We start from the raw sequence: 20,691 nt of genomic DNA on the forward strand, positions 1-20,691 counted from the left end.
CGCTGGAGGTTCGAACGTGCGCCGGATCTGCTTCCTGCTGCGGGTGCGCCCCGACCGCCTGGCCGAGTACCGCGAGCGGCACCGCGACGTGTGGCCGGACATGCGGCGGGCGCTGCGCGAGACCGGGTGGGGCAACTACACCCTGTTCCTGGCCGACGACGGCCTCCTGGTCGGCTACCTGGAGACCCCCGACTGGGACGCCGCGCAGGCCGGGATGCGCGACCGCGAGGTCAACGCCCGCTGGCAGGCCGAGATGGCCGAGTACTTCACCGCGCTCGACGGCCGCGACCCCGACGAGGCGATGTCCCCGCTCACCGAGGTCTTCCACCTGGACTGAGGGCGTGCGAGCGCCGGTCGTCCGGGGGCGGGCGGCTAGGATGCGCTCACGCGCAGGCAGGGAGGACACCGTTGGGGGCAGCGGTCAGCATCCGCGACGTCGCCGCGCGCGCCCGCGTGTCCGTCGGCACGGTCTCCAACGTGCTCAACCGCCCCGAGCTGGTGGCCGCCGCCACCAGGGAGCGCGTCCTGGGCGCCATCACCGAGCTCGGCTTCGTCCGCAACGACGCCGCCAGGCAGCTGCGCTCCGGCACCCCGCGCGCGCTCGGCCTGATGGTCCTGGACGTGGCCAACCCGTTCTTCACCGACGTGGCCAGCGGCGTGGAGGACACCGCCAGCGAGGCCGGGCACGCCGTCATCCTGTGCAACAGCGCCGAGTCCGCCCAGCGCGAGGCCAGGCACGTCGAGCTGCTGGCCGAGCAGCGCGTGCACGGCGTCCTGATCACGCCGGTCGACGCCGACCTCGCCGCCGTGCGCCGGCTGCGCGCCCGAGGGCTGTCCGTGGTGCTGCTCGACCACCCCACCGACGATCCCGGGCTGTGCTCGGTGGCCGTGGACGACCGCGCGGGCGGCGACCTGGCCGTCACGCACCTGCTGGCCGAGGGGCACGAGCGGGTGGCCATGGTCAACGGGCCCGCGCGCCTGCACCAGACCGGCCAGCGGCTGCGCGGGGCGCGCGACGCCGTGGCGCGCGCGGGGAAACCGGTGGAGGCGCTGGAGGAGATCCCGGTGACCGCGCTGAACGTCGCCTCCGGGCAGCGCGCGGCCGAGCAGATCCTGACCCGCGCGCGGCGGCCGGACGCGGTGTTCTGCGCCAACGACCTGCTCGCGCTCGGGTTGCTCCAGGTGTTCCTGCGCGCCGGGCTGCGCGTCCCCGAGGACATCGCGGTGGTCGGCTACGACGACATCGACTTCGCCGCCGCCGCGGCCGTGCCGCTCACCTCGGTCCGGCAGCCGCGCACGCTCATCGGGCGCAGGGCGGCCGAGCTGGTGATCGCCGAGAGCACCGGGCCGCGCGACCACGAGCACGAGCACGTGCTGTTCGCGCCGGAGCTGGTGGTCAGGGAGTCCAGCAGGCGCGTCCGCTGACGGCGGCTCGGGCCGGGGGCACGCGAGCGCCGGTCAAGTCCGGGGGCCCTCGCAGCGCAGGATGCCCTGCTCGGCCCGCGCGATCTCGTCGGCGCGCCCGACGCCCTCGGCCAGCACCAGCGCGTCCCGGTGGTGCCCCAGCGCGCGCGGCACGTCCCCGAGCGCGTGGTGCAGCTCCCCGAGCGCGTTGAGCACCTCGGTCTGCAGGCTCCGGTCGTTGTGCTCCACCGCCAGCGCCAGCGCCTGCTCCAGGTGCTCGCGGGCCCGCGCCTGCTGCCCGAGCCGCACGTGCAGCCGCCCCAGGTCGTTGTGCGTGAACCCGCGCAGGTTGTGGTCGTCCGCGCTCCCCGCCACGGCCAGCGCCTCCCGGTAGTGCTCCAGCGCGTGCGGGTAGTCGGCCATGCGCTGGTAGAGGCTGCCCAGGTTGTGGTGCACGGTGCCGCGCGCGAACCGGTCGTCGGTCTCCTCCGCGTAGCGCAGCACCCGCTCGTAGCGCGCCAGCGCCTCGGCGTGCCGACCGGTGCGCTCGTGGATGATGCCGATGTTGTTCAGCGCCGCGTGCTCCAGCCTGCGGTCGCCCAGCCGCCCGGCCAGCGCCGCCGCGTCCTCGTTGTAGGCGAGCGCGCGGTCGTAGTCGCCCAGCCAGCGGTGCACCGCGCCCAGGTGCCGCAGCGCGTTCGACCTGGCCTCCCCGGTGTGCGCGCGGTCCAGCGCGTGGCCGTGCACCGCCAGCGCGTCGGCGAAGTGCGCGCCCACCACGAAGTAGCGGTGCAGCGACGTGGACAGCCTGCCGGTCTGCTCGGGCGTGCCGCGCGCGGCCAGCGCCACCAGGTTGTGCCGCTCGGCGTCCAGCCAGGCCAGCGCCTCCGGGTACCCGAACCCCGGCGGCGCGCCACCGCCGGTCGGCCGGTGCAGCCGCTCGTACGGGGCCACCACGTCCATCGCCGACGCCACCCGCCCGAGCAGGTGCTCGACCAGCCGCTCCAGCGCCGCGTCCACCGCCGCGGGCCCGTCGTTCGCCGCCGCGAGGTCCGCCGCGTACGCGCGCACCAGGTCGTGCGTGTGGAACCGCCCGTCCGGCGACCGCCGCGCCAGGTGCACCCGCCCCAGCACGGCCAGCGCCCGCCCCGCGCCGTCGAGGTCGCCGCCGGTGAGCGCCGCGACGGCCGCCGCGTCCAGGTCCGGGCAGTGGCACGCGCCCAGCAGCCGCAGCGCGCGCGCCGCGTCGGCGGGCAGGTCCCGGTAGGACCAGGAGAACGTGGAGCGCAGCCCGGTGTCGTCCAGCTCCAGCGCGTCCAGCGGGCTCGACGCCGAGCGCCCCAGCTCCCGCGCCAGCTCGCGCAGCGGCAGGTCCGGCTCGGTCGACGCGCGCGCCGCCACCAGGCCCAGCGCCAGCGGCAGCCCCGCGCAGGTCCGCACCACCGCGTCCACCGCCTCCGGCTCGGCCGCCACGCGCTCCGCGCCCAGGTGGCGGCCCAGCAGGTCGCGGGACGCGGCGGGCCCGAGCACGTCGACGCGCAGCGACCGCGCGCCGTGCGTGGTCACCAGTCCGGGGAGCTTGTGCCTGCTGGTCACGAGCACGGTCGCCGACGCGCCACCGGGCACCAGCGGCTCGACCTGCGCCAGGTCGCGGGCGTTGTCCAGCACCACCAGCACGCGCAGGCCCGCCACCAGGCTGCGGTACAGCCCGACCTGGGCGGCGGGGTCGGTGGGGAACGACGGGGCGCGCACGCCCAGCGCGTCGAGGAACCCGCGCAGCGCGGCCCCCGGCGAGACCGGCGTGCCGCCGGGGTCGAACCCGCGCAGGTCCACGTACAGCTGCCCGTCCGGGAAGCGGTCGACGTTGTGGTGCGCCCAGTGCAGCGCCAGCCACGTCTTGCCGGTGCCGCCCGCCCCGCCCAGCGCCACGACCGGCAGCGAGCCCGGACCGGCCACCGCCGCGTCCAGCTCGGCCAGCTCGCGGGAGCGCCCGGTGAACAACCGGCCGGGCGCGGCGGGCAGCTGCCGGGGCACCGGGCGGTCGACCGGCGGCGGCCGGGGCTGCCTGCGGGCCTCGTGGACGCTCTCCGCCACCCGGAACCACGCCTCGCCCCACAGCGACTGCTCGGCGGGCGTCGCGCCCAGCGCGATCACCACCCGGTCCAGCACGTCGGCGGGCGCGAGGGTGCTGCCGGTGACGTAGGTGTGCATGGTCGACTTCGGCACGCCCACCTGCGCGGCCAGCTCGGCGAGGCTGACCTTGGCCTTGCCGCTGCCCCGCGCGGCCCTGCCCCGCAGCAGCTCCAGCTCGCGCGAGAGGTCGGAGAGGGTGCGCACCAGGGCGGGGGAGACCCCGCCGGCCCGACGCGGTGCGCCCGTCATGCCACCTCCAGCGCGAAGCGTCCGGACAGGTCCAGGATTGTCCAGCACGCACCGTGACGGTGGCAACGCGGTGGGTCCCCCCATCGAGGTGGACGCCCGCTCGCGCGTCCGGGTGGCGCCACCGCCGCGCCGACCGGTCGCCGCACCCCGACTGCGGCATCGCGCCTGGTCGGCGACGCCCGGTGGGCGTGGCCCCGCGCCACGCCCACCACCGCGTCACGCCCGCGAACCGCCACCGCGCCCCGCGCCCGGCCCGAACTGATCCGGTGGGGGGAAACCCGTTCCCTAACGAGTGGAACCCACCGCACCGGCTTGGCCGCGCGCCTCCCCGGCTGATTGCGTTCCGGGCTGATCGCGGTCCACGAGACGGGGACCGACGGCCACCCGAGGGAAGGTTCCAGACCCATGCCGCAGCCGTTCCAGTTGCCGGAGTTCTACATGCCCTACCCGGCGCGGTTGAACCCCAACCTGGAGCAGGCCCGCGCGCACAGCAAGGCGTGGGCGCGGTCCATGGACATGATCGACGTCCCGCAGCACGGCACGGTCGTCTGGGACGAGTCCGACCTCGACTCGCACGACTACGCGCTGCTCTGCTCCTACACCCACCCCGACGCGACCGCCGCCGACCTGGACCTGGTCACCGACTGGTACGTGTGGGTCTTCTACTTCGACGACCACTTCCTGGAGCTGTACAAGCGCAACCCCGACATGGCCGGGGCCAAGGCCTACCTGGACCGCCTCCCGCTGTTCATGCCCGTCGACGGCCCCATCACCGAGGAGCCGACCAACCCGGTCGAGAAGGGCCTGGCCGACCTGTGGGCGCGCACCACGCCCGTCCACACCGCCGACTGGCGCCGCAGGTTCGCCGACAACACCAAGCACCTGCTGGACGAGTCGCTGTGGGAGCTGGCGAACATCTCCGAGGGCAGGCTGTCGAACCCGATCGAGTACGTCGAGATGCGCCGCAAGGTCGGCGGCGCGCCCTGGTCGGCGAACCTGGTCGAGCACGTCACCGGCATGGAGGTGCCCGCCGCGATCGCGCTCTCCCGGCCGCTGGGCGTGCTGCGCGACACCTTCTCCGACGCCGTCCACCTGCGCAACGACCTGTTCTCCTACGAGCGCGAGGTGCAGGACGAGGGCGAGCTGAGCAACGGCGTGCTCGTGCTGGAGCGGTTCCTGGACGTCGACACCCAGTCCGCCGCCGAGGCCGTCAACGACCTGCTCACCTCGCGGCTGCACCAGTTCGAGCACACCGCGCTGGTGGAGGTGCCGCCGCTGCTCGACGAGCACGGCGTCGACCCGCTGGGCAGGCTCGCGGTGCTGGCGTACGTGAAGGGCCTGCAGGACTGGCAGTCCGGCGGCCACGAGTGGCACATGCGCTCCAGCCGGTACATGAACAAGGGGGCGGCCACCTCCGGGCACCCGCTGCTCGGCGGGCCGACCGGGCTCGGCACGTCCGAGCTGCGCTCGATCCTGAGGACCCTGCCGCAGCGGGCGCGCTCCTTCACGCACCGGCCGTTCGCCGAGGTGCCGCCGCGCGGCAGGCCGAACACGCGCCTGCCGTACCGGGTCGAGCTCAGCCCGCACTGGAGGTCCGCGCTGGAGCACAACGTCGAGTGGGTCGGCCGGATGGGCGTCTACGACGACTCGCCCGCCGTGTGGACCGCGCGGAAGGTGCGCGACTACGACTTCGCGCTGTGCTCCGCCGGGCTCGACCCGGACGCGACCGCCGAGGCCCTGAACCTGTCCGCGGACTGGCTGGCGTTCGGCACCTACGGCGACGACTACTACCCGTACGTCTTCGGGCGCACGCCCGGCATGGCCGCGCCCAAGGCGCTCACCGAGCGGCTCAAGCAGCTCATGCCCGTGGAGGGCCCCGCGCCCATCAGCCCGGCGTCGCCGCTGGAGCTCATGCTGGCGGACCTGTGGGCGCGCACCACCGAGCCGATGGACGTCGACGCCAAGGCGACCATGCGCACCGCCGTGTCCCGGATGCTCGACGCCTGGCTGTGGGAGCTGCAGAACCAGCAGCTCAACCGCGTCCCCGACCCGGTCGACTACGTCGAGATGCGCCGGGACACCTTCGGGTCCGACCTGACCAAGAGCCTGGCCCGGTTCGCGCACGGCGACCGGGTGCCGCCGGAGGTCTACCGGACGCGGACCCTGCAGAACCTGGAGAACTCGGCCGCCGACTACGGGTGGATGGTCAACGACCTGTACTCGCACCGCAAGGAGGTGCAGTACGAGGGCGAGGTGCACAACCTCGTGGTGGTGGTGCAGAACTTCCTGGACTGCGACCTGGACCGGGCGTTCGAGGTCGTGGAGCGGTTGCAGGAGGCCAGGGTGCGGCAGTTCCAGCACGTGCTGGACGTGGAGATGCCGCAGATGTTCGAGGACCTCGGGCTGGACGACGTGGCCCGGCGCGCGCTGCTCGACTACGGGGACGAGCTGAAGGACTGGATGGCCGGGATCGTGAACTGGCACGAGAACTGCGTGCGCTACCACGACGAGGACCTCGTGCGGCACTTCGGCACGGCGGGCAGCCCGGTGGCCGGTCCTGCCGTTGGCGCGGCGGGTCCGGGGCCCGGCGCGCTGCCCGCGCTGGGCGGTCCGAGTGGCCTGGGCACGTCGGCCGCGCGGGTGCTGGCCAAGGCCCGCTAGAACCTCGCGCAGACCCCGCGCGCCACCTCCCCCCAGGTGGTGCGCGGGGCCTGCCGCGGCTCAGCCCCCGGCGCCGTCCGCGCCCAGCCGGGCCGCCGCCAGCAGCAGGCCCGTCACGCTCCCCGCGTGCCGGACCTCCCCGGACAGCACCATCCCCAGCACCCGGTCGAACGGCATCCAGCTCAGCTCCAGGTCGGCCTCGCCGCCCTCCAGGCTCGTGGCCCCGACGGACAGCCCGGTCGCCAGGAACAGGTGGTCGACGTGGTTGGTGAAGCTGTCGGCCCCGTTCACCCGCCCCAGCTCCACCCAGTCGGTCGCGCTTATCCCGGTCTCCTCCACCAGCTCGCGCTCCGCCGCCGCGCGCGGACCGGTGTCCCGCCGCTCGATCGCCCCCGACGGCAGCCGCCACTGCCTGCTGCCGTGCGTGTAGATCCACTGCCGGGTCACGGCGACGAGCCGCTCCCGGTCCAGCGCGACCACGCTCACCGCTCCCGGCGAGCGCACGTGGTGGTAGGTGTCGGGGACTCCGTCCGGCCGGACCACCTCGTCCTGGCGGACCTCGAACCACGGGGTGACGCGCACGGTGCTCGTGCCGAGCGTGCGCCACTCGGGAAGTCGTCCGGGCTCCATCCCGCCATCCAACACGGCCGCCCGGCCGCCGCCTCCGCACCGCGCGGGCGCCAGGCCCGAACACCCGAATGCCCGGCCCCGCGGTCGCTGCGCGCGACCGCGGGGCCGGAACCGCCTCGAAGGGGTCAACGGATCAGGGGGACAGCAGGGTGGACAGGACGATGATCAGGTGCGGTTCCATGTCGGGCTCCTCGCGGGTCGTTCCGTGATTCCTGGTCGTCCACCGGTGGTGAACCAAGAATCCGGCACCTGCTAGGCCCCTGACCAGGGGTTTCCTGTCCCCTGCGCGGCGGGAAACGGGAAACCCGCCGTGAGCTGGGCGGAGCGCGGGGGTCAGTCGACGACGCCGTCCTGCAGGGCGGCGGTGATCTCCACGTGCAGGTCGCGCGAGGGCCGGTGGGAGTGCCTGCGCTGGACCATCCAGGCCAGGTTGCGCAGCTGGCTGCGGACGGTGTCCGAGCCCAGCGCCCGCGCCGTGTCCAGGGACTCCAGCGCCACCTCGTGCATCCGGTCCAGCTCGCCCGCCGCCTCGTGGGCCAGCGCCAGGCGGACCCCGTACAGGGCGCGGGCGCGGCGGGCCTCGGGCGAGGTGCCCGCCAGTCCGCGCTCCAGCAGGCGGGCCGCCTCGGCCGGGCGACCCAGGTCGTAGAGGCACCAGCCGGTCACGACCGCGTCCAGGTCGGCGACCGTGGACGAGCCGACCACCGGTGCGACCCCCCGACCGGCCGCCGGGCCACGTGCCGGGGCGACGACCAAGCCGCTCGCGGGGACGTCCGCCCGCCCTGCGGCCGGCGGGGTGAGCATGGTGGCCCGCGCCAGGGTCTCCTCGGGCAGCACGGGCTCCGGCGCCGCCGCCTCGGCCAGCAGCGCCGCCGCGCGCTCCAGCGCCGCCCGGCACCGCGCCTCCTCGCCCAGCTGCGCGAACCCCTGCGCCAACCGGTGCTCGGCCAGCCCGCGCACCCGCGCCGTCGCGTGCGGGTCGGCCAGCGCGCGCTCCGCCAGCGCGATGGTCTGCTGCGCCGCGCCCGCGTACATGGCCAGCTCGGCCCGCCGGACCAGCGCGTACGCCGCCAGCCCCGGATCGCCCGCCAGCTCGGCCAGCGCCGCCGACTCCAGGGTCAGCGCCACCGCCTCCTCCCGCCGGCCTGCCTCCTGCGCCATCCAGCCCGCGTACTCGACGAACCGCGCCGTCATCAGCGCCACCCGCCGCTTCGCGCCCGCCTCCCCGGCCGCGGCGAGCATGTCCCGCAGCGACACCAGCGACCCGTGCAGCATCGGCTGCACCAGCCGGGGCGACATGCGCTTGCCCAGGTCGCGGATGGTGTCGAACTGGAGCCGCAGCCCCTGCGCCACCGCGGGGTCCTCGGTCGCCGCCTCCAGCTCGCTGCGCCGCGCCCTCGGCAGCGGCGGGGCCTCGTGGCGCGGGGCGGGCACGGCCTGGCGCGGGTGGCCGACCGGGGTCTGCGGGGCGAGCCTGCTCAGCTCGCCACCGGCGGAGAGCACCGCGTCGGCCTGCCGGGCGAGCTGCGGGGTCGGCGCCTTCGCCCCGGTCTCGATCTTGCTCAGGTGGCCCTTGCTGTAGTTCAGCTCCTTCGCCAGGCCCTGCAGGGACAGACCTGCCGCGTTCCGGCGCCTGCGCAACTCGATGCCGAACGCCTCGTGCTGCGTCATGGGGACCTGCCTCCTCGCCGGGCCGCCGGGCCGGTGCGCCGTTTCCTGTTGCCCACTGTGGCGGAGAACGGCAACTCCTGTCGCCGCACATGGCGGAGGACGACCCTGGGAAGCGGAAGATCGACCGAGTCGAGGAGGGGTTCCGATGCGTTCCACGATCCCACTGGTGGTCTGCATGGTCGCGCAGCTCGTCGTGGTGGTGCTGGTGGTCGTCGGCGAGCAGCCCAACGGGTTCCTGGCCGCCCTGGTGACCGCCGCGTTCGCCGAGACGCTGCCCGACCTGTGGAGCCGGGCCGCGAGGCTGCGCAAGCGGATCGCGGCCGAGCGGCGGGGCGAGGCGGCCGGGCGCAGGAGCGTCGAGCGCGAGCGGTGGGGCATGGCCGGGCGGGGCGGGGCGCGCGGCGAGCGCGACTACTGGGAGAAGGCCCGGACGGAGAAGGCGCGCCAGCGCCGGACGGGGAAGAAGCCGGGGCGCAGGCCCGACGGGAAGCGGGCCCGCCCCGCGCTGCGCGGCAGTGCGAAACCACGAACTGCCGCACCGTCACCCCGTGTCGTGGCCCAGTCGGTGTGGCTTTTCCCCTTGTGGCGCGTCCCGCCCCGTCACACCACCCGCGCCGCCGCCACCGGGCGCTCGGTCACCGGGTACACGCCTGACGACGCGGCGTTCACGCTCCACCGGTACCGGGTGAACTCGCCCGTCCTGTCCGACGCGTAGAACATCATGTGCCCGAACCCGGCGCCCTCGGTCTGGTTCGCCGCGTTGAAGATCCGGCTGTCCGGGAACGCCGCGTAGTGCCCCACGCCGTACTGGCCGTGGGGCTCCGACGTGCAGTCCACGATCTCCACCGCGTACTGCGTCTCGCCGGGGAAGTTCAGCCTCGGGCTCGGCGCCTCGTACGCGCCCCTGACCTCGCGCACCATCACGATGTGCCCGGTGTTGGTGTCCTGGTCGTTGCGGTAGTCGATCGCGACCAGGTCGCCCGGCCGCAGGTCCGCCACCCGCCGCACCCGCTCGAAGTGCGGGACGCCGCCGCGCGCGAACACCTCGCGGTAGTCGCGGGCGAACGGGCTGGCCACGCCGAAGTGCGCGGTGAAGAAGCGCTGCGTCGCCCAGCGGTGCGAGCGGCGCAGCACCGCGGTCTGGAACGACGCGCACTGGCTGCGGTTCACCCACGTCGACGCGTCCGCCGGGTCGCCCCAGCGCACCACGTTGCGCTGGCTGGGGTCCTTGTAGACGTTGTTCGCCAGCGGGCAGGTCGGCAGCGACAGGTGGCCGACGAGGTTCTCGGCCTCCAGCAGGTGCGGGGTCGCTGTCCTGGGCGGACGCGCCGGGTAGGGCTCGTCCGCGACCGGCCTCGGGGCCGTCGCGACCCCCGAGCGCGATCTGCGTGGCAAGTCCATTCGCGTCCTCCACTTCGGGTTCGGGCCCGGACACCGTAGACGACCGTGACCGCGACCACGCCGCCAGCGCACCGGTCGTCCCAGGACCGGGCCCGCTGCCACGCGTTCGGGTGCACGAACGGCCACCTGGTCGGGGGAGTACCCGTGATCGGCGCGGACGATGCGCGGTCTCCACGACGAACCCGCAGGTCACCGGCGCGCGTCCGCACCTGTCCGCGTGACCGGCCCGGCGCGGCCCCCCGGTCCCACGTGACGGAATGCTCACGGGGAGCCCCGCCAAGGCGCACTAGGCTCGCCTGCCGGGAACCGAGGAGGGCGTGGATGCGGGACTGGCTGGGCGTGGCCGCCGACGTGGCCGAGGAGCTGAGGGGCGACGCCGCCGAGCGCGACCGGCGCGGGGAGGACCCCGTCGCCGAGGTCGCCGCGCTGAAGGACTCCGGGCTGCTGACCGTCGCCGACTGGGACGCGCAGCGCGCGGTCGTGCGGGTCGTGGGCGCCGCCGACGCCAACGTCGGGCACCTGCTCGGCTACCACTACCTCCAGGTGTGGCGGGGCGGGCTGTTCCTGGACCGGGACGCCGCCGCCGCGCGCTCCGCCGAGCTGCACGGGCAGAACCTGTTCTGGGCGGGCATCAGCAACCCGCTCGACGCCGCCCTCCAGCTCACCCCCGTCGACGGCGGCTACCGGGTCGACGGCCGCAAGACCTTCGCCACCGGCGCCGCCGTCGCCGACCGGCTCGTGGTCAGCGCGACCCGCGTCGACACCGGCGGGAAGCTCACCTTCACCCTGGACGCCAGGGCCGAGGGCGTCAGCCGCGCCGGCGAGTGGGACAACATGGGCCAGCGGCTCACCGCCAGCGGCGGCGTGCAGCTCACCGACGTCCTCGTGCCCGAGGCGCAGGTGCTCGGCCCGGCGGACGGCACGAGCCCCCGGCTGTCGCTGGCCGCCATCGGGTTCCAGGAGGCGCTCTCCCAGCTGCACGTGGCCATCGCCGAGGGCGCGCTCGCCGAAGCCGCCCGGTACACCCGCGAGACCACCCGGCCCTGGTTCCTCAGCGGCGTCGACTCGGCCGCCGAGGACCCGTACACCCTGCAGACCTACGGGGAGCTGGTCGCCGACGTCCAGGCCGCCGGGCTGCTCGCCGACCGCGCCTCCGCGCTGCTGCGCGACGCCTCCGAGGCCGGGACCGCGCTCACCGCCGGGCAGCGCGCCGAGACCGCCGCCGCGATCTCCTCGGCCAAGGTCGTCAGCACCAGGGTCGTCAACCACACCACCGCCAAGGTGTTCGAGCTGTGCGGGGCCCGCGCCACCGCGAGCAAGCACGCCTTCGACCGGTTCTGGCGCAACGCCCGCACCATCACGCTGCACGACCCGGTGGCCTACAAGGCCCGCGAGGTCGGCGCGCACTTCCTCACCGGCCAGCACGCGCCGTTCACCGGGTACAGCTAGGTGGCGGCCCCGCAGGCGGGCGACGGGCCCGCGCTCGCCCACAGCGTGCTGCTCGCCGACGACGGCGTGCACGTGCTGGACCGGCGCAGCTTCCCGTTCGAGCGCACCTGGGTGCGGTGCGGCACGGCCGCCGAGGTGGCCCGCGCCATCGAGGACATGGTCACCCAGTCGTCCGGGCCGTACTTCGCCGTCCTGTGGGGCATGGTGCTCGCGGCCCGCGAGGCGCGCGGGCTGCCCCGCGCCGAGGCCCGCGCGCGGCTCGCCGAGGCCGGTGAGGGCTTCATCGCCACCCGGCGCACGAACAACGCCCTGCGCAAGGCGGTCGCGGCCGTCCTCGCCGGGGTCGACGCGCACGAGGACGTCGAGGCGGGCGCGCTCGCGGGCGCGATCGCGGGCGACCGCCGCTACCGGGACCGCAGCCGCGCGCTCGGCGGGCACACCGCCGCGCTGCTGCCCGACGACGGCGCGGTGCTCACGCACTGCTGGGCCGACCTGTACCTGACCGAGACCGTCGCCGCCGCCCAGGCGAGCGGCAAGCGCCTGCGGTTCTTCTGCACCGAGACCCGCCCCTACCTGCAGGGCGCTCGGCTGACCGCCGAGACGCTCGCCGAGATGGGCGTGGACACCACGCTGATCACCGACGGCATGGGCGCGGCCGTGCTCGCCACCGGCGAGGTGTCCGCTCTGCTCACCGCCGCCGACCGGGTCACCATGGACGGGCACGTGGTCAACAAGGTCGGCACGCTCGGCCTCGCCGTGGCCGCCTCGGCGTTCGACGTGCCGTTCCTGGCGATGGTGCAGGCCCCCGACCGGCTCGCGCCCACCGCCGCCGACGTGCCGATCGAGCACCGGCCGGGCGAGGAGGTGCTGAGCACCCTGGGCAGGCGCACCGCCAGCGACCGGGTGCGCGGCCTCTACCCGGCGTTCGACGTGACGCCGCCGAGGTTCGTCACCACCGTGGTCACCGACCGGGGCGCGCTCGCCCCCGACCGGCTCGCCGACTACTACCAGCAGGGGACAGCGAATGACTGAATGGGTCGTGCTCGACATCGAGGGCACGCTCAGCTCCACCGACCAGGTCCTGGTCGTGCTCTACGACTACGCGCGCCCGCGCCTGGGCCCGTGGATCGACGAGCACGGCGACGACCCGGCCGTCGCGCGGGCCGTCGCGCAGATCCGCGAGCTGTCCGGCGCGACCGGCGGCACCGACGACCTGGTGCGGGTGCTGCACGGCTGGATGGACGCCGACCAGAAGGTCACGCCGCTCAAGACCCTGCAGGGCCTGATCTGGCAGCGCGGCTACGAGACCGGCGACCTGGTCGCCGAGCTGTTCCCCGACGTGGTGCCCGCGCTGCGGAAGTGGCACGGGGACGGGCTGCGGCTCGCCGTGTTCTCCTCCGGCTCGGCGCCCGGCCAGGTCGCGTTCTTCGGCCACACCTCCGAGGGCGACCTCCGGCCGCTGTTCGAGCACCACTTCGACACCGTCAACGCGGGCCCCAAGCGCGAGGCCGCCTCCTACCTGGCGATCGCCTCGGCGCTGGGCGCGGGCGACCCGGCCGGGATCACGTTCTACTCGGACGTGCCCGCCGAGCTGCACGCCGCCGCCGAGGCGGGCTGGAGGACCGTGGGCGTCGCGCGTCCCGGCGAGCCCAACGCCGACGCCGACTTCAGCCCGCACCCGGTGGTGGGCGAGCTGTGACGGCGGGCGCGGCGGACGTGGAGCTGCGGGCGGCGGGCGCCGCGCTGGCCGCCGAGTGCGCGCGCTACGCGGGCATGGGCTGGATGCGCGGCACGTCCGGCAACCTGTCGGTCGTCCTCGGCCGCGACCCGCTGCGGCTCGCGGTCACCACCAGCGGCAAGGACAAGGGCGAGCTGACCGACGACGACGTGGTGGTCGTCGACGGGCACGGCCGCACCGACGACCCGGTGAAGGTCCCCTCCGCCGAGGCCGGCCTGCACGGGCGGATCGCCGCCGTGGCGGGCGCGGGCGCGGTCGTCCACGTGCACGCGCTCGCGCCGGTGCTGGCCGCCGAGTTCTGGCCGGACGGCGTCGAGCTGCGCGACCTGGAGATGCTCAAGGGCTTCGGGCGCGCCGACCACGACGTGGTCACGATCCCGGTGGCGCCCAACAGCCAGGACATGGGCGTGCTCGGCGACGCGTTCGAGGCCGGGTTCCGGCCGGACGTGCCCGCGTTGCTCGTGGCCAGGCACGGGGTGTACGCCTGGGGGGCGGACCTGCGCCAGGCCAGGCACCGGCTGGAGTGCCTGGAGTGGCTGCTGCGCTTCAAGGTCGAGACGAGGAGGGACTCCCGATGACCCTGCTGACCGTGTGGGCCGACGAGAACCCGGACGAGGTGCTGCTGCGCACCTCGGAGCCGGACGAGGTGCGGGCCGAGCTGGAGCGGTTCGGCGTGCGGTACGAGCGGTGGCCGGTGCTGCCGGACGTGACCGTCGACAACGCGCTCGACGCCTACCGCGAGCAGGTGGCGCGGGTGGTGGAGACCGAGGGGTACGTGCTGGTCGACGCCATGCACCAGACCCCGTCCGACGACCCCGAGTGGCTGGCCGCCGCGGCGGGCGCGCGGGCGAGGTTCCTGGCCGAGCACACCCACGACGACGACGAGGACCGGTTCTTCGCGCGCGGGGCCGGGGTGTTCTACCTGCACGTGGCCGGGCGGGTGCACGCCGTGCTGTGCGAGGCGGGCGACCTGCTGAGCGTGCCCGCGAACACCACCCACTGGTTCGACATGGGCACCAGGCCGGACTACGTGTCGATCCGGTTCTTCCACGACGACGACGGGTGGGTCGGGAACTTCACCGGGAGCGAGATCGCCAAGTCGTTCCCGACGTTCGACGAGCTGATGGCCGGGCGCCGGGGCTGAGCGCCCGGTCGACGCCCCGGCGCGTCGCCCCGTCAGGAGCGGTGCGCCGGGGCGTCGTGCTGTGCGGCGGCCGGTCGGGCGCGCTCCCGGTCGGCGGGGGCCGCCCGGCGCTCGTGGACCAGGCGGGCCGCCGCGCGCCAGCAGTCCGCCTGGAGGGCGCGCAGCTCGGCGAAGCGCGCGAGGACCTCCGGCGCCACCTCCTCGGCGGCCACGTCCGCCGCAGCCGCCAGGTAGGTCCCGACCAGGTCGGTCCCGATCTCGCCGGTCCCCGCTCCGCCTGCCCCGGTCAGGCCCGCGCACACGAGGTCCCACGCGGGCGGTCCCAGCCAGGCGTCCTCGAAGTCGTTCCACACCGGCCCCGCGTCGGTGAGCAGCACGTTGCCCGCGTGCGCGTCGCCGTGCAGCGGTCGCACCGGCACGTCCGGCAGGCGCGCCACCAGCCCCGCGCGCCGCTCGGCCTGCTCCGGCGGCCACCCCAGCAGCGCCAGCGCGGCGTCCACGTCGTCCAGCGGCCCGCGCACGGGCAGCTCGCCGTCGTGGTCGCGCAGCGCCGCGTGCAGCCCGCCCAGCAGCGTCGCCAGTTCGGCGGCGGGCAGCGCGCCCGGCCGGTGCGGCACGTGCCGGGCGAACGCGACCGCGTGCCCGTCCCGCTCCACCGGCCCGACCAGCGGCTCCACCACCGGCACCCCGCGCGCGGCCAGGTGGCGGCTCACCGCGTCGGCCCGCCGGAAGTGCCCCGCCACGTCCCCGCGCACCGCCGCCGTCACCGCCCCGACCCTGGCCACCACCGGGGCCGGTCGCAGCAGCACGAGGACGTTGCTGCCGTCCTTGAGCACCACCGGGTCGTCGACCGGCAGACCCAGTTCCACCGCCGACGCGAAAAGCGCTCGCAATTCCGACCTGGTCACCCGAGGAAAGGTCGCACGGAAGCGCGCGAGCGCGAATCGCTTTTCCCCGCCGCCGGAACCGGCCCGTCGCGCGAGGCCATTCCCGCACCGCCCCGCGGGCCCTCACCAGGGGCTCCCCAGACGCTCGCGGGCGGCCCGCACGTTCGGTAAGGTCGACCTGTCCGACAGGGGCCGGGTCCTCGGTCGACTGGTGCCCCGCGCCCCTTGCGCGGACCCTCGGGCCTGTGCTCGCGGACCACCGCCCGGACCGCCGGAAAGGCCCTCCGGAGCGGGGGGCAGCGGCTTCCGCTCGTCGGGAAACACCCTTCTGACCAGCGGGATCGTCAACTTGACATGATCATCGCAGGGTCATTGGCCACGGTGAACGCGCTTGCCCGTCCGGGCGGTCCGCCGGTGTGACCTGAACTACGTCGGGTGATCGGTGGCGAGGGTCAAGCGCGCCGCGCCCGAACAAGACGTCTACGATCCGGTGAGCCGGTGGCGACCACGCTCAGCCACCTGTGAATGAAGAACCAACAGTGCAGGAGGCACCGTGACGGCCGTAGCCCCGCAGCCGATCGCAACGCGGCCCTTCGGGACTCGCGAGGCGGTCAAGGGTTCGTTCCTGCTGCGGATGTTCCGCACCACGGACCACAAGCAAATCGGCATCATGTACCTGGTCACGTCGTTCATCTTTTTCATGGTGGGCGGCGCGATGGCGATGCTGATCAGGACGGAGCTCGCCCGACCGGGGATGCAGTTCCTCTCGAACGAGCAGTACAACCAGCTGTTCACCATGCACGGCACGGTGATGCTGCTGCTGTACGCCACCCCGATCGTGTTCGGCTTCGCCAACTTCATCCTGCCGCTGCAGATCGGCTCGCCGGACGTCGCGTTCCCCCGGTTGAACGCCTTCTCGTACTGGCTGTACCTGTTCGGCGGCCTCATCACCATGTCGGGCTTCCTCACGCCCGGCGGCGCCGCCGACTTCGGCTGGTTCGCCTACACCCCGCTGTCGAACGCCATCCACTCGCCCGGCGCGGGCGCCGACCTGTGGATCGCGGGCCTGGCGGTCGGCGGTCTCGGCACCATCCTCGGCGCGGTCAACATGATCACCACGATCGTGTGCCTGCGCGCGCCCGGCCTGACCATGTTCCGGATGCCGATCTTCACCTGGAACATCCTGGTCACCAGCGTCCTGGTGCTGCTGGCGTTCCCGATCCTGACCGCGGCCCTGTTCGGGCTCCTCGCCGACCGGCATCTCGGAGCGCACGTCTTCGACCCGGCCAACGGCGGCGTGATCCTGTGGCAGCACCTGTTCTGGTTCTTCGGCCACCCCGAGGTCTACATCATCGCGCTGCCGTTCTTCGGCATCGTGTCCGAGGTCTTCCCGGTCTTCAGCCGCAAGCCGATCTTCGGCTACAACGGCCTGGTCTACGCCACGCTCGGCATCGCGGCGCTGTCCGTGGCCGTGTGGGCGCACCACATGTACGCCACCGGCGCGGTCCTGCTGCCGTTCTTCGCGTTCATGACCTTCCTCATCGCGGTCCCGACCGGCATCAAGTTCTTCAACTGGATCGGCACGATGTGGAAGGGGCAGCTCACCTTCGAGTCGCCCATGCTGTTCAGCATCGGCTTCATCGTGACCTTCCTCTTCGGCGGCCTGTCCGGCGTGCTGCTGGCGGCCCCGGCGATCGACTTCCACGTGTCCGACACGTACTTCGTCGTCGCCCACTTCCACTACGTGCTGTACGGCACGATCGTGTTCGCCACCTTCGCGGGCATCTACTTCTGGTTCCCGAAGATGACCGGCCGGATGCTGGACGAGGGCCTGGCGAAGCTGCACTTCTGGACCACGTTCCTGGGCTTCCACGCGACGTTCCTGGTGCAGCACTGGCTGGGCGCCGAGGGGATGCCCCGCCGGTACGCGGACTACCTGGCCGCCGACGGCTTCACCACGCTGAACATGGTCTCCACGATCGGCGCGTACCTGCTCGGCGCGTCCACGCTGCCGTTCATCTGGAACGTGTTCAAGAGCTACCGGTACGGCGAGGTCGTGAAGGTCGACGACCCGTGGGGCTTCGGCAACTCGCTGGAGTGGGCGACCTCCTGCCCGCCGCCGAGGCACAACTTCACCGAGCTGCCCCGCATCCGCTCGGCCCGCCCGGCGTTCGAGCTGCACTACCCGCACATGATCGAGCGGATGCACGCCGAGGCGCACGTGACGCTGACCGGCCGCGCCATCCCGCACGAGAAGGCCAAGTCGGCGCCGTCCGAGCTGGCCGCCAAGGCGGTGCAGTCCGGCACCGCGTCGGAGGGCACCGAGCACGACCACAAGCACTAGTAACCTGAGACAGGTTCAACGAGGAGCCCCGGCGACCAGCGCGGTCGTCGGGGCTCCTCGCGTTTCCCTGGCAGAGGAGCCGGTGTTGACGATGCCCAGCGCGACCCCAGTCCTGATCACCGTGACCGGCCCGGACAAGCCGGGCGTGTCCTCGGTGCTGTTCGCCGTGCTCACCAGGCACGGGGTCGACGTGCTCGACGTCGAGCAGGTCGTGATCCGGGGCAGGCTGGTGCTCGGGGTGCTGGTGTCCGCCCAGCGCGACCCCGAAGGCATCCAGGAGGCCGTGGAGCAGGCCATGGCGACGGTGTCGATGAGCGTCGAGGTGGAGATCGGCGCCGACTCGCGCCGCACCGCCCGGCTGGAGTCCAGCCACGTCCTGATCCTGCTGGGTCACCCGGTCACCGCGCGGGCGTTCACCGAGGTCGCCCGCAAGCTCGCCGCGCTCGGCGCGAACATCGACGCCATCCGGGGGGTCGCCGACTACCCGGTGACCGGGCTGGAGCTGCGGATCTCGGTCGCCCACGACACCGAGGAGGCGGACGCGCAGCTGCGCGCGGCGCTCGCCGTCGTGGCCGCGCGCGCCGGGGTGGACGTGGCCGTGGAGCGGGCCGGGCTGACCAGGCGGGCCAAGCGGCTCGTCGTGTTCGACGTGGACTCCACGCTCATCCAGGGCGAGGTGATCGAGATGCTGGCCGCGCACGTGGGCGTGGAGCCCCAGGTCCGCGAGATCACCGAGGCGGCCATGCGGGGCGAGCTGGACTTCGCCGAGTCGCTGGAGAGGCGCGTGGCGCTGCTGGAGGGCCTGGACGAGGGCGTGCTGGACGAGGTGGCCGCGTCGCTGGAGCTGACGCCCGGCGCGCGCACCACGATCCGCACCCTCAAGCGGCTCGGGTTCCGCTGCGGGGTCGTGTCGGGCGGGTTCACCAGGGTGATCCGGTCGCTGGTCACCGAGCTGGGGCTGGACTTCTGCGCGGCCAACGAGCTGGAGGTCGTGGACGGCAAGCTGACCGGCCGGGTGCTCGGCGAGATCGTGGACCGGCCGGGCAAGGCGGTGGCGCTGCGGCGGTTCGCGGACTCGGTCGGGGTGCCGATGGCGCAGACCGTCGCGGTCGGGGACGGGGCGAACGACATCGACATGATCGGCGCGGCCGGGCTGGGCATCGCGTTCAACGCCAAGCCGGCGCTGCGCGAGGTCGCGGACACCGCGCTGTCGCACCCGTTCCTGGACGCGGTGCTGTTCGTGCTCGGCGTGACGCGCGCCGAGGTGGAGGCCGCGGACCTCGCGGACGGGCTGGACCTGGTGCGCCAGTGACGGGGGTCGAGCCGGTGACGGGGATCGAGTCGGCGAACGGGGCCGAGTCGGTGACAGGGGCCGGGCAGGCGAACGGGGCCGGGCCGGTGAACGGGGTCCTGTCGATGCTGCTGGGTCGCGACTACGGCGAGCCCGAGGGCGAGCTGGTGCGCGCCATGCCGGTGGTCATGCGGATCGAGCGCAGCGCGCCGCCGTCCCGCCTCGACGTGCTGGAGGCCGCTGCCGCCGCCGCGGTGGCGGTGTGCCTGGACCCGCGCGCGGATCCCGGTGGCGAGTGGCACGACGAGGTCGTGGCGTGGGTGCGCGGGCGCATCCGCAAGGTCGCCAGGAGGGCGCGAGGGGCGCACTGGGAGGCCGTGCAGGCCCTGCCGGGCGTCACGGTGACCGTGGGCGGCGCGTCGGTGCGCGCGTTCGTGCCGGGGGTCGTGGGGGAGGCGCCGAAGGAGATCAGCCGGTTGCAGATCTCCGGCAGCGAGCTGCCCGAGGACGGCGAGCCGGGGCCCGTGCCGGAGGGTGCGCGGCTGCTGTGGCTGAACCCCGGCGTGACCATGACGGCGGGCAAGGCGGCGGCCCAGGTCGGGCACGCCTCGATGCTGCTGGCCCCGCACCTGGACGCGGCGGAGCTGGCGCGGTGGGCGGCGGACGGGTTCCGCTGCGCGGTGCGCACGCCGAGCCGGGCCGAGTGGGACGCGCTGGTGGCGCGGCCGGACGCGATCGTGGTGCGGGACGCGGGGTACACCGAGGTCGAGCCGGGAACGGCGACGGTCGCCGCGGTGCGGTAGGTCCTCACGTGGGGCGGGGATGATCCGGGAAAGGCGTCCCCGCCCGGCGCGGGTGAACACTTTCGAGTGAATTTCTGCGGTTCGAGTAGCCTCGATGGGAATGCGATGTCCCGTCATATCCGGGATCGGTCCGGATCATTTCACCGAGTGTTCCACCGTTCAACCACCCGGTCGTCCACCGGTCGGTCCGGGGCCCGCTTTCCGGTGGTGATCCGGATCACTGCTGCCGTGGTGGCCCGTTCCGGGAGCGGAGGGTGATCCCTCCCGGTCGGGCCGCGCGGACGTCCGTGGACCCTGTCTGATCCCGCCGCCCCCGCGTTGCGCGCCCCCGCGTCCAAGCCCGCTCCCCGCCACCGCGCGGGCGTCGCGAGGCCGGGACGCGGCGGGCCCCCGTTGGCCCGGAGACCCGCCGCACTGCCCGAGGTCGCCCAGGTCAAGGGGTCGGTCACGGGTCCCGCCCGCTCCCCGAGGACTGCTCGGAGGAGTTCGAGCGCGTGGTCACCGTAGACGAGCCCCGGAAGCGCCACCACCGCCGTCCAGCCACGTCCGTGGCGCGTCCAACCGGGCGGGACGCGGTCCGCGCTGGACAGCGGCGCTCATCACCCGGTCGGGGCAGTCCCCCGCAGGGGTCGGTTCTTGGACGTCCAAATCGACGACTTGACGCTCATCTGCCTTGTCATAAAGCCGCATTTGTGCGTTGCCGGGCCATTGGCCCCGCGTTGATCCCAACCATTCCGCCACTGTCGGCGCCTTGCTCTACGCTTCAACCCAGTGCGACCGCACCGCCCAATCCCGAACCGCCGGTTGGCCCCGGCGGACCTATTCGGGAGGCGACCGCGTCGAGCACCAGCCCAGGTCAGGGACGAAGAAGCACAAGTCGAGAACG

General features: G+C 74.1%; 17 protein-coding genes. 12 read left to right on the plus strand and 5 right to left on the minus strand.

The window, feature by feature from the left end:
- Positions 1-16: 16 nt before the first annotated feature.
- Both AMIR_RS04895 and AMIR_RS04900 read left to right on the plus strand, forming a co-directional pair.
- Positions 17-337 (plus strand): L-rhamnose mutarotase, encoded by a 321-nt coding sequence (locus tag AMIR_RS04895; RefSeq protein ID WP_012783594.1) that lies wholly within the window; start codon positions 17-19, stop codon positions 335-337.
- 71 nt (positions 338-408) lie between these two features.
- A complete protein-coding gene (locus AMIR_RS04900; RefSeq protein WP_012783595.1) occupies positions 409-1,425 on the plus strand; it encodes a LacI family DNA-binding transcriptional regulator in 1,017 nt (338 codons plus the stop codon).
- 33 nt (positions 1,426-1,458) lie between these two features.
- Here the strand turns inward: AMIR_RS04900 and AMIR_RS42605 are convergent, their stop codons facing one another.
- On the minus strand, positions 1,459-3,786 hold the full coding sequence (locus AMIR_RS42605; RefSeq protein WP_012783596.1) for an ATP-binding protein: 2,328 nt from the start codon (positions 3,784-3,786) through the stop codon (positions 1,459-1,461).
- A 405-nt stretch (positions 3,787-4,191) separates the two neighbouring features.
- On the opposite strand from AMIR_RS42605, the gene AMIR_RS04910 reads away from it, so the two are divergent.
- Entirely contained in the window at positions 4,192-6,447 is a 2,256-nt protein-coding gene (locus AMIR_RS04910; protein WP_012783597.1) for a terpene synthase family protein, read from the plus strand.
- A gap of 60 nt (positions 6,448-6,507) precedes the next feature.
- Here AMIR_RS04910 and AMIR_RS04915 read toward each other — a convergent pair whose 3' ends face one another.
- Positions 6,508-7,077 (minus strand): NUDIX domain-containing protein, encoded by a 570-nt coding sequence (locus AMIR_RS04915; protein WP_012783598.1) that lies wholly within the window; start codon positions 7,075-7,077, stop codon positions 6,508-6,510.
- A gap of 333 nt (positions 7,078-7,410) precedes the next feature.
- Positions 7,411-8,748: a helix-turn-helix domain-containing protein gene (locus AMIR_RS42610; protein WP_012783600.1), complete on the minus strand. Its 1,338-nt coding sequence runs from the start codon at positions 8,746-8,748 to the stop codon at positions 7,411-7,413.
- Positions 8,749-8,893: 145 nt separating this feature from the next.
- Between AMIR_RS42610 and AMIR_RS39995 the strand changes: the two genes are divergently transcribed.
- Positions 8,894-9,463 (plus strand): hypothetical protein, encoded by a 570-nt coding sequence (locus tag AMIR_RS39995; RefSeq protein ID WP_162945143.1) that lies wholly within the window; start codon positions 8,894-8,896, stop codon positions 9,461-9,463.
- On the opposite strand, the gene AMIR_RS04925 is transcribed toward AMIR_RS39995, so the two are convergent.
- The gene (locus AMIR_RS04925) at positions 9,349-10,149 is read right to left on the minus strand and encodes a hypothetical protein (RefSeq protein WP_012783601.1); all 801 of its coding nucleotides are present in this window, start codon (positions 10,147-10,149) and stop codon (positions 9,349-9,351) included. The two genes, AMIR_RS39995 and AMIR_RS04925, sit on opposite strands and share 115 nt — an antisense overlap.
- 321 nt (positions 10,150-10,470) lie before the next feature.
- Here AMIR_RS04925 and AMIR_RS04930 point away from each other — a divergent pair, with 321 nt between their 5' ends.
- The 5 genes from AMIR_RS04930 (at position 10,471) to AMIR_RS04950 (ending at position 14,480) form a co-directional block, all read left to right on the plus strand.
- Positions 10,471-11,598, plus strand: a complete 1,128-nt coding sequence (locus AMIR_RS04930; RefSeq protein ID WP_012783602.1) for an acyl-CoA dehydrogenase family protein — start codon at positions 10,471-10,473, stop codon at positions 11,596-11,598.
- The gene (locus AMIR_RS04935) at positions 11,599-12,630 is read left to right on the plus strand and encodes a translation initiation factor eIF-2B alpha/beta/delta subunit family protein (protein ID WP_012783603.1); all 1,032 of its coding nucleotides are present in this window, start codon (positions 11,599-11,601) and stop codon (positions 12,628-12,630) included. It abuts the gene before it with no gap.
- Positions 12,623-13,297 carry an acireductone synthase gene (mtnC, locus tag AMIR_RS04940; protein WP_012783604.1) on the plus strand — a complete coding sequence of 225 codons (675 nt, stop codon included), beginning with the start codon at positions 12,623-12,625 and terminating at the stop codon, positions 13,295-13,297. The genes AMIR_RS04935 and mtnC overlap by 8 nt, the downstream gene beginning before the upstream one ends.
- A gap of 74 nt (positions 13,298-13,371) precedes the next feature.
- Positions 13,372-13,914, plus strand: coding sequence for a methylthioribulose 1-phosphate dehydratase (gene mtnB / locus AMIR_RS04945; RefSeq protein ID WP_049797082.1), 543 nt, complete (start codon positions 13,372-13,374; stop codon positions 13,912-13,914).
- Positions 13,911-14,480 (plus strand): 1,2-dihydroxy-3-keto-5-methylthiopentene dioxygenase, encoded by a 570-nt coding sequence (locus tag AMIR_RS04950; RefSeq protein WP_012783606.1) that lies wholly within the window; start codon positions 13,911-13,913, stop codon positions 14,478-14,480. The genes mtnB and AMIR_RS04950 overlap by 4 nt, the downstream gene beginning before the upstream one ends.
- 32 nt (positions 14,481-14,512) lie before the next feature.
- On the opposite strand, the gene AMIR_RS04955 is transcribed toward AMIR_RS04950, so the two are convergent.
- Positions 14,513-15,349, minus strand: coding sequence for a phosphotransferase (locus AMIR_RS04955; protein ID WP_049796738.1), 837 nt, complete (start codon positions 15,347-15,349; stop codon positions 14,513-14,515).
- Between the two features lie 571 nt (positions 15,350-15,920).
- Here AMIR_RS04955 and ctaD point away from each other — a divergent pair.
- The 3 genes from ctaD (at position 15,921) to AMIR_RS04970 (ending at position 19,805) form a co-directional block, all read left to right on the plus strand.
- Entirely contained in the window at positions 15,921-17,711 is a 1,791-nt protein-coding gene (gene ctaD / locus AMIR_RS04960; protein ID WP_012783608.1) for an aa3-type cytochrome oxidase subunit I, read from the plus strand.
- Positions 17,712-17,802: 91 nt separating this feature from the next.
- Complete coding sequence (serB, locus tag AMIR_RS04965) at positions 17,803-19,023, plus strand: phosphoserine phosphatase SerB (RefSeq protein ID WP_012783609.1); 1,221 nt, start codon at positions 17,803-17,805, stop codon at positions 19,021-19,023.
- Between the two features lie 104 nt (positions 19,024-19,127).
- A complete protein-coding gene (locus tag AMIR_RS04970) occupies positions 19,128-19,805 on the plus strand; it encodes an aminoacyl-tRNA hydrolase (protein WP_143761058.1) in 678 nt (225 codons plus the stop codon).
- Positions 19,806-20,691 lie beyond the last annotated feature (886 nt).

This window comes from Actinosynnema mirum DSM 43827 (genome assembly GCF_000023245.1).
Lineage (GTDB): Bacteria > Actinomycetota > Actinomycetes > Mycobacteriales > Pseudonocardiaceae > Actinosynnema > Actinosynnema mirum.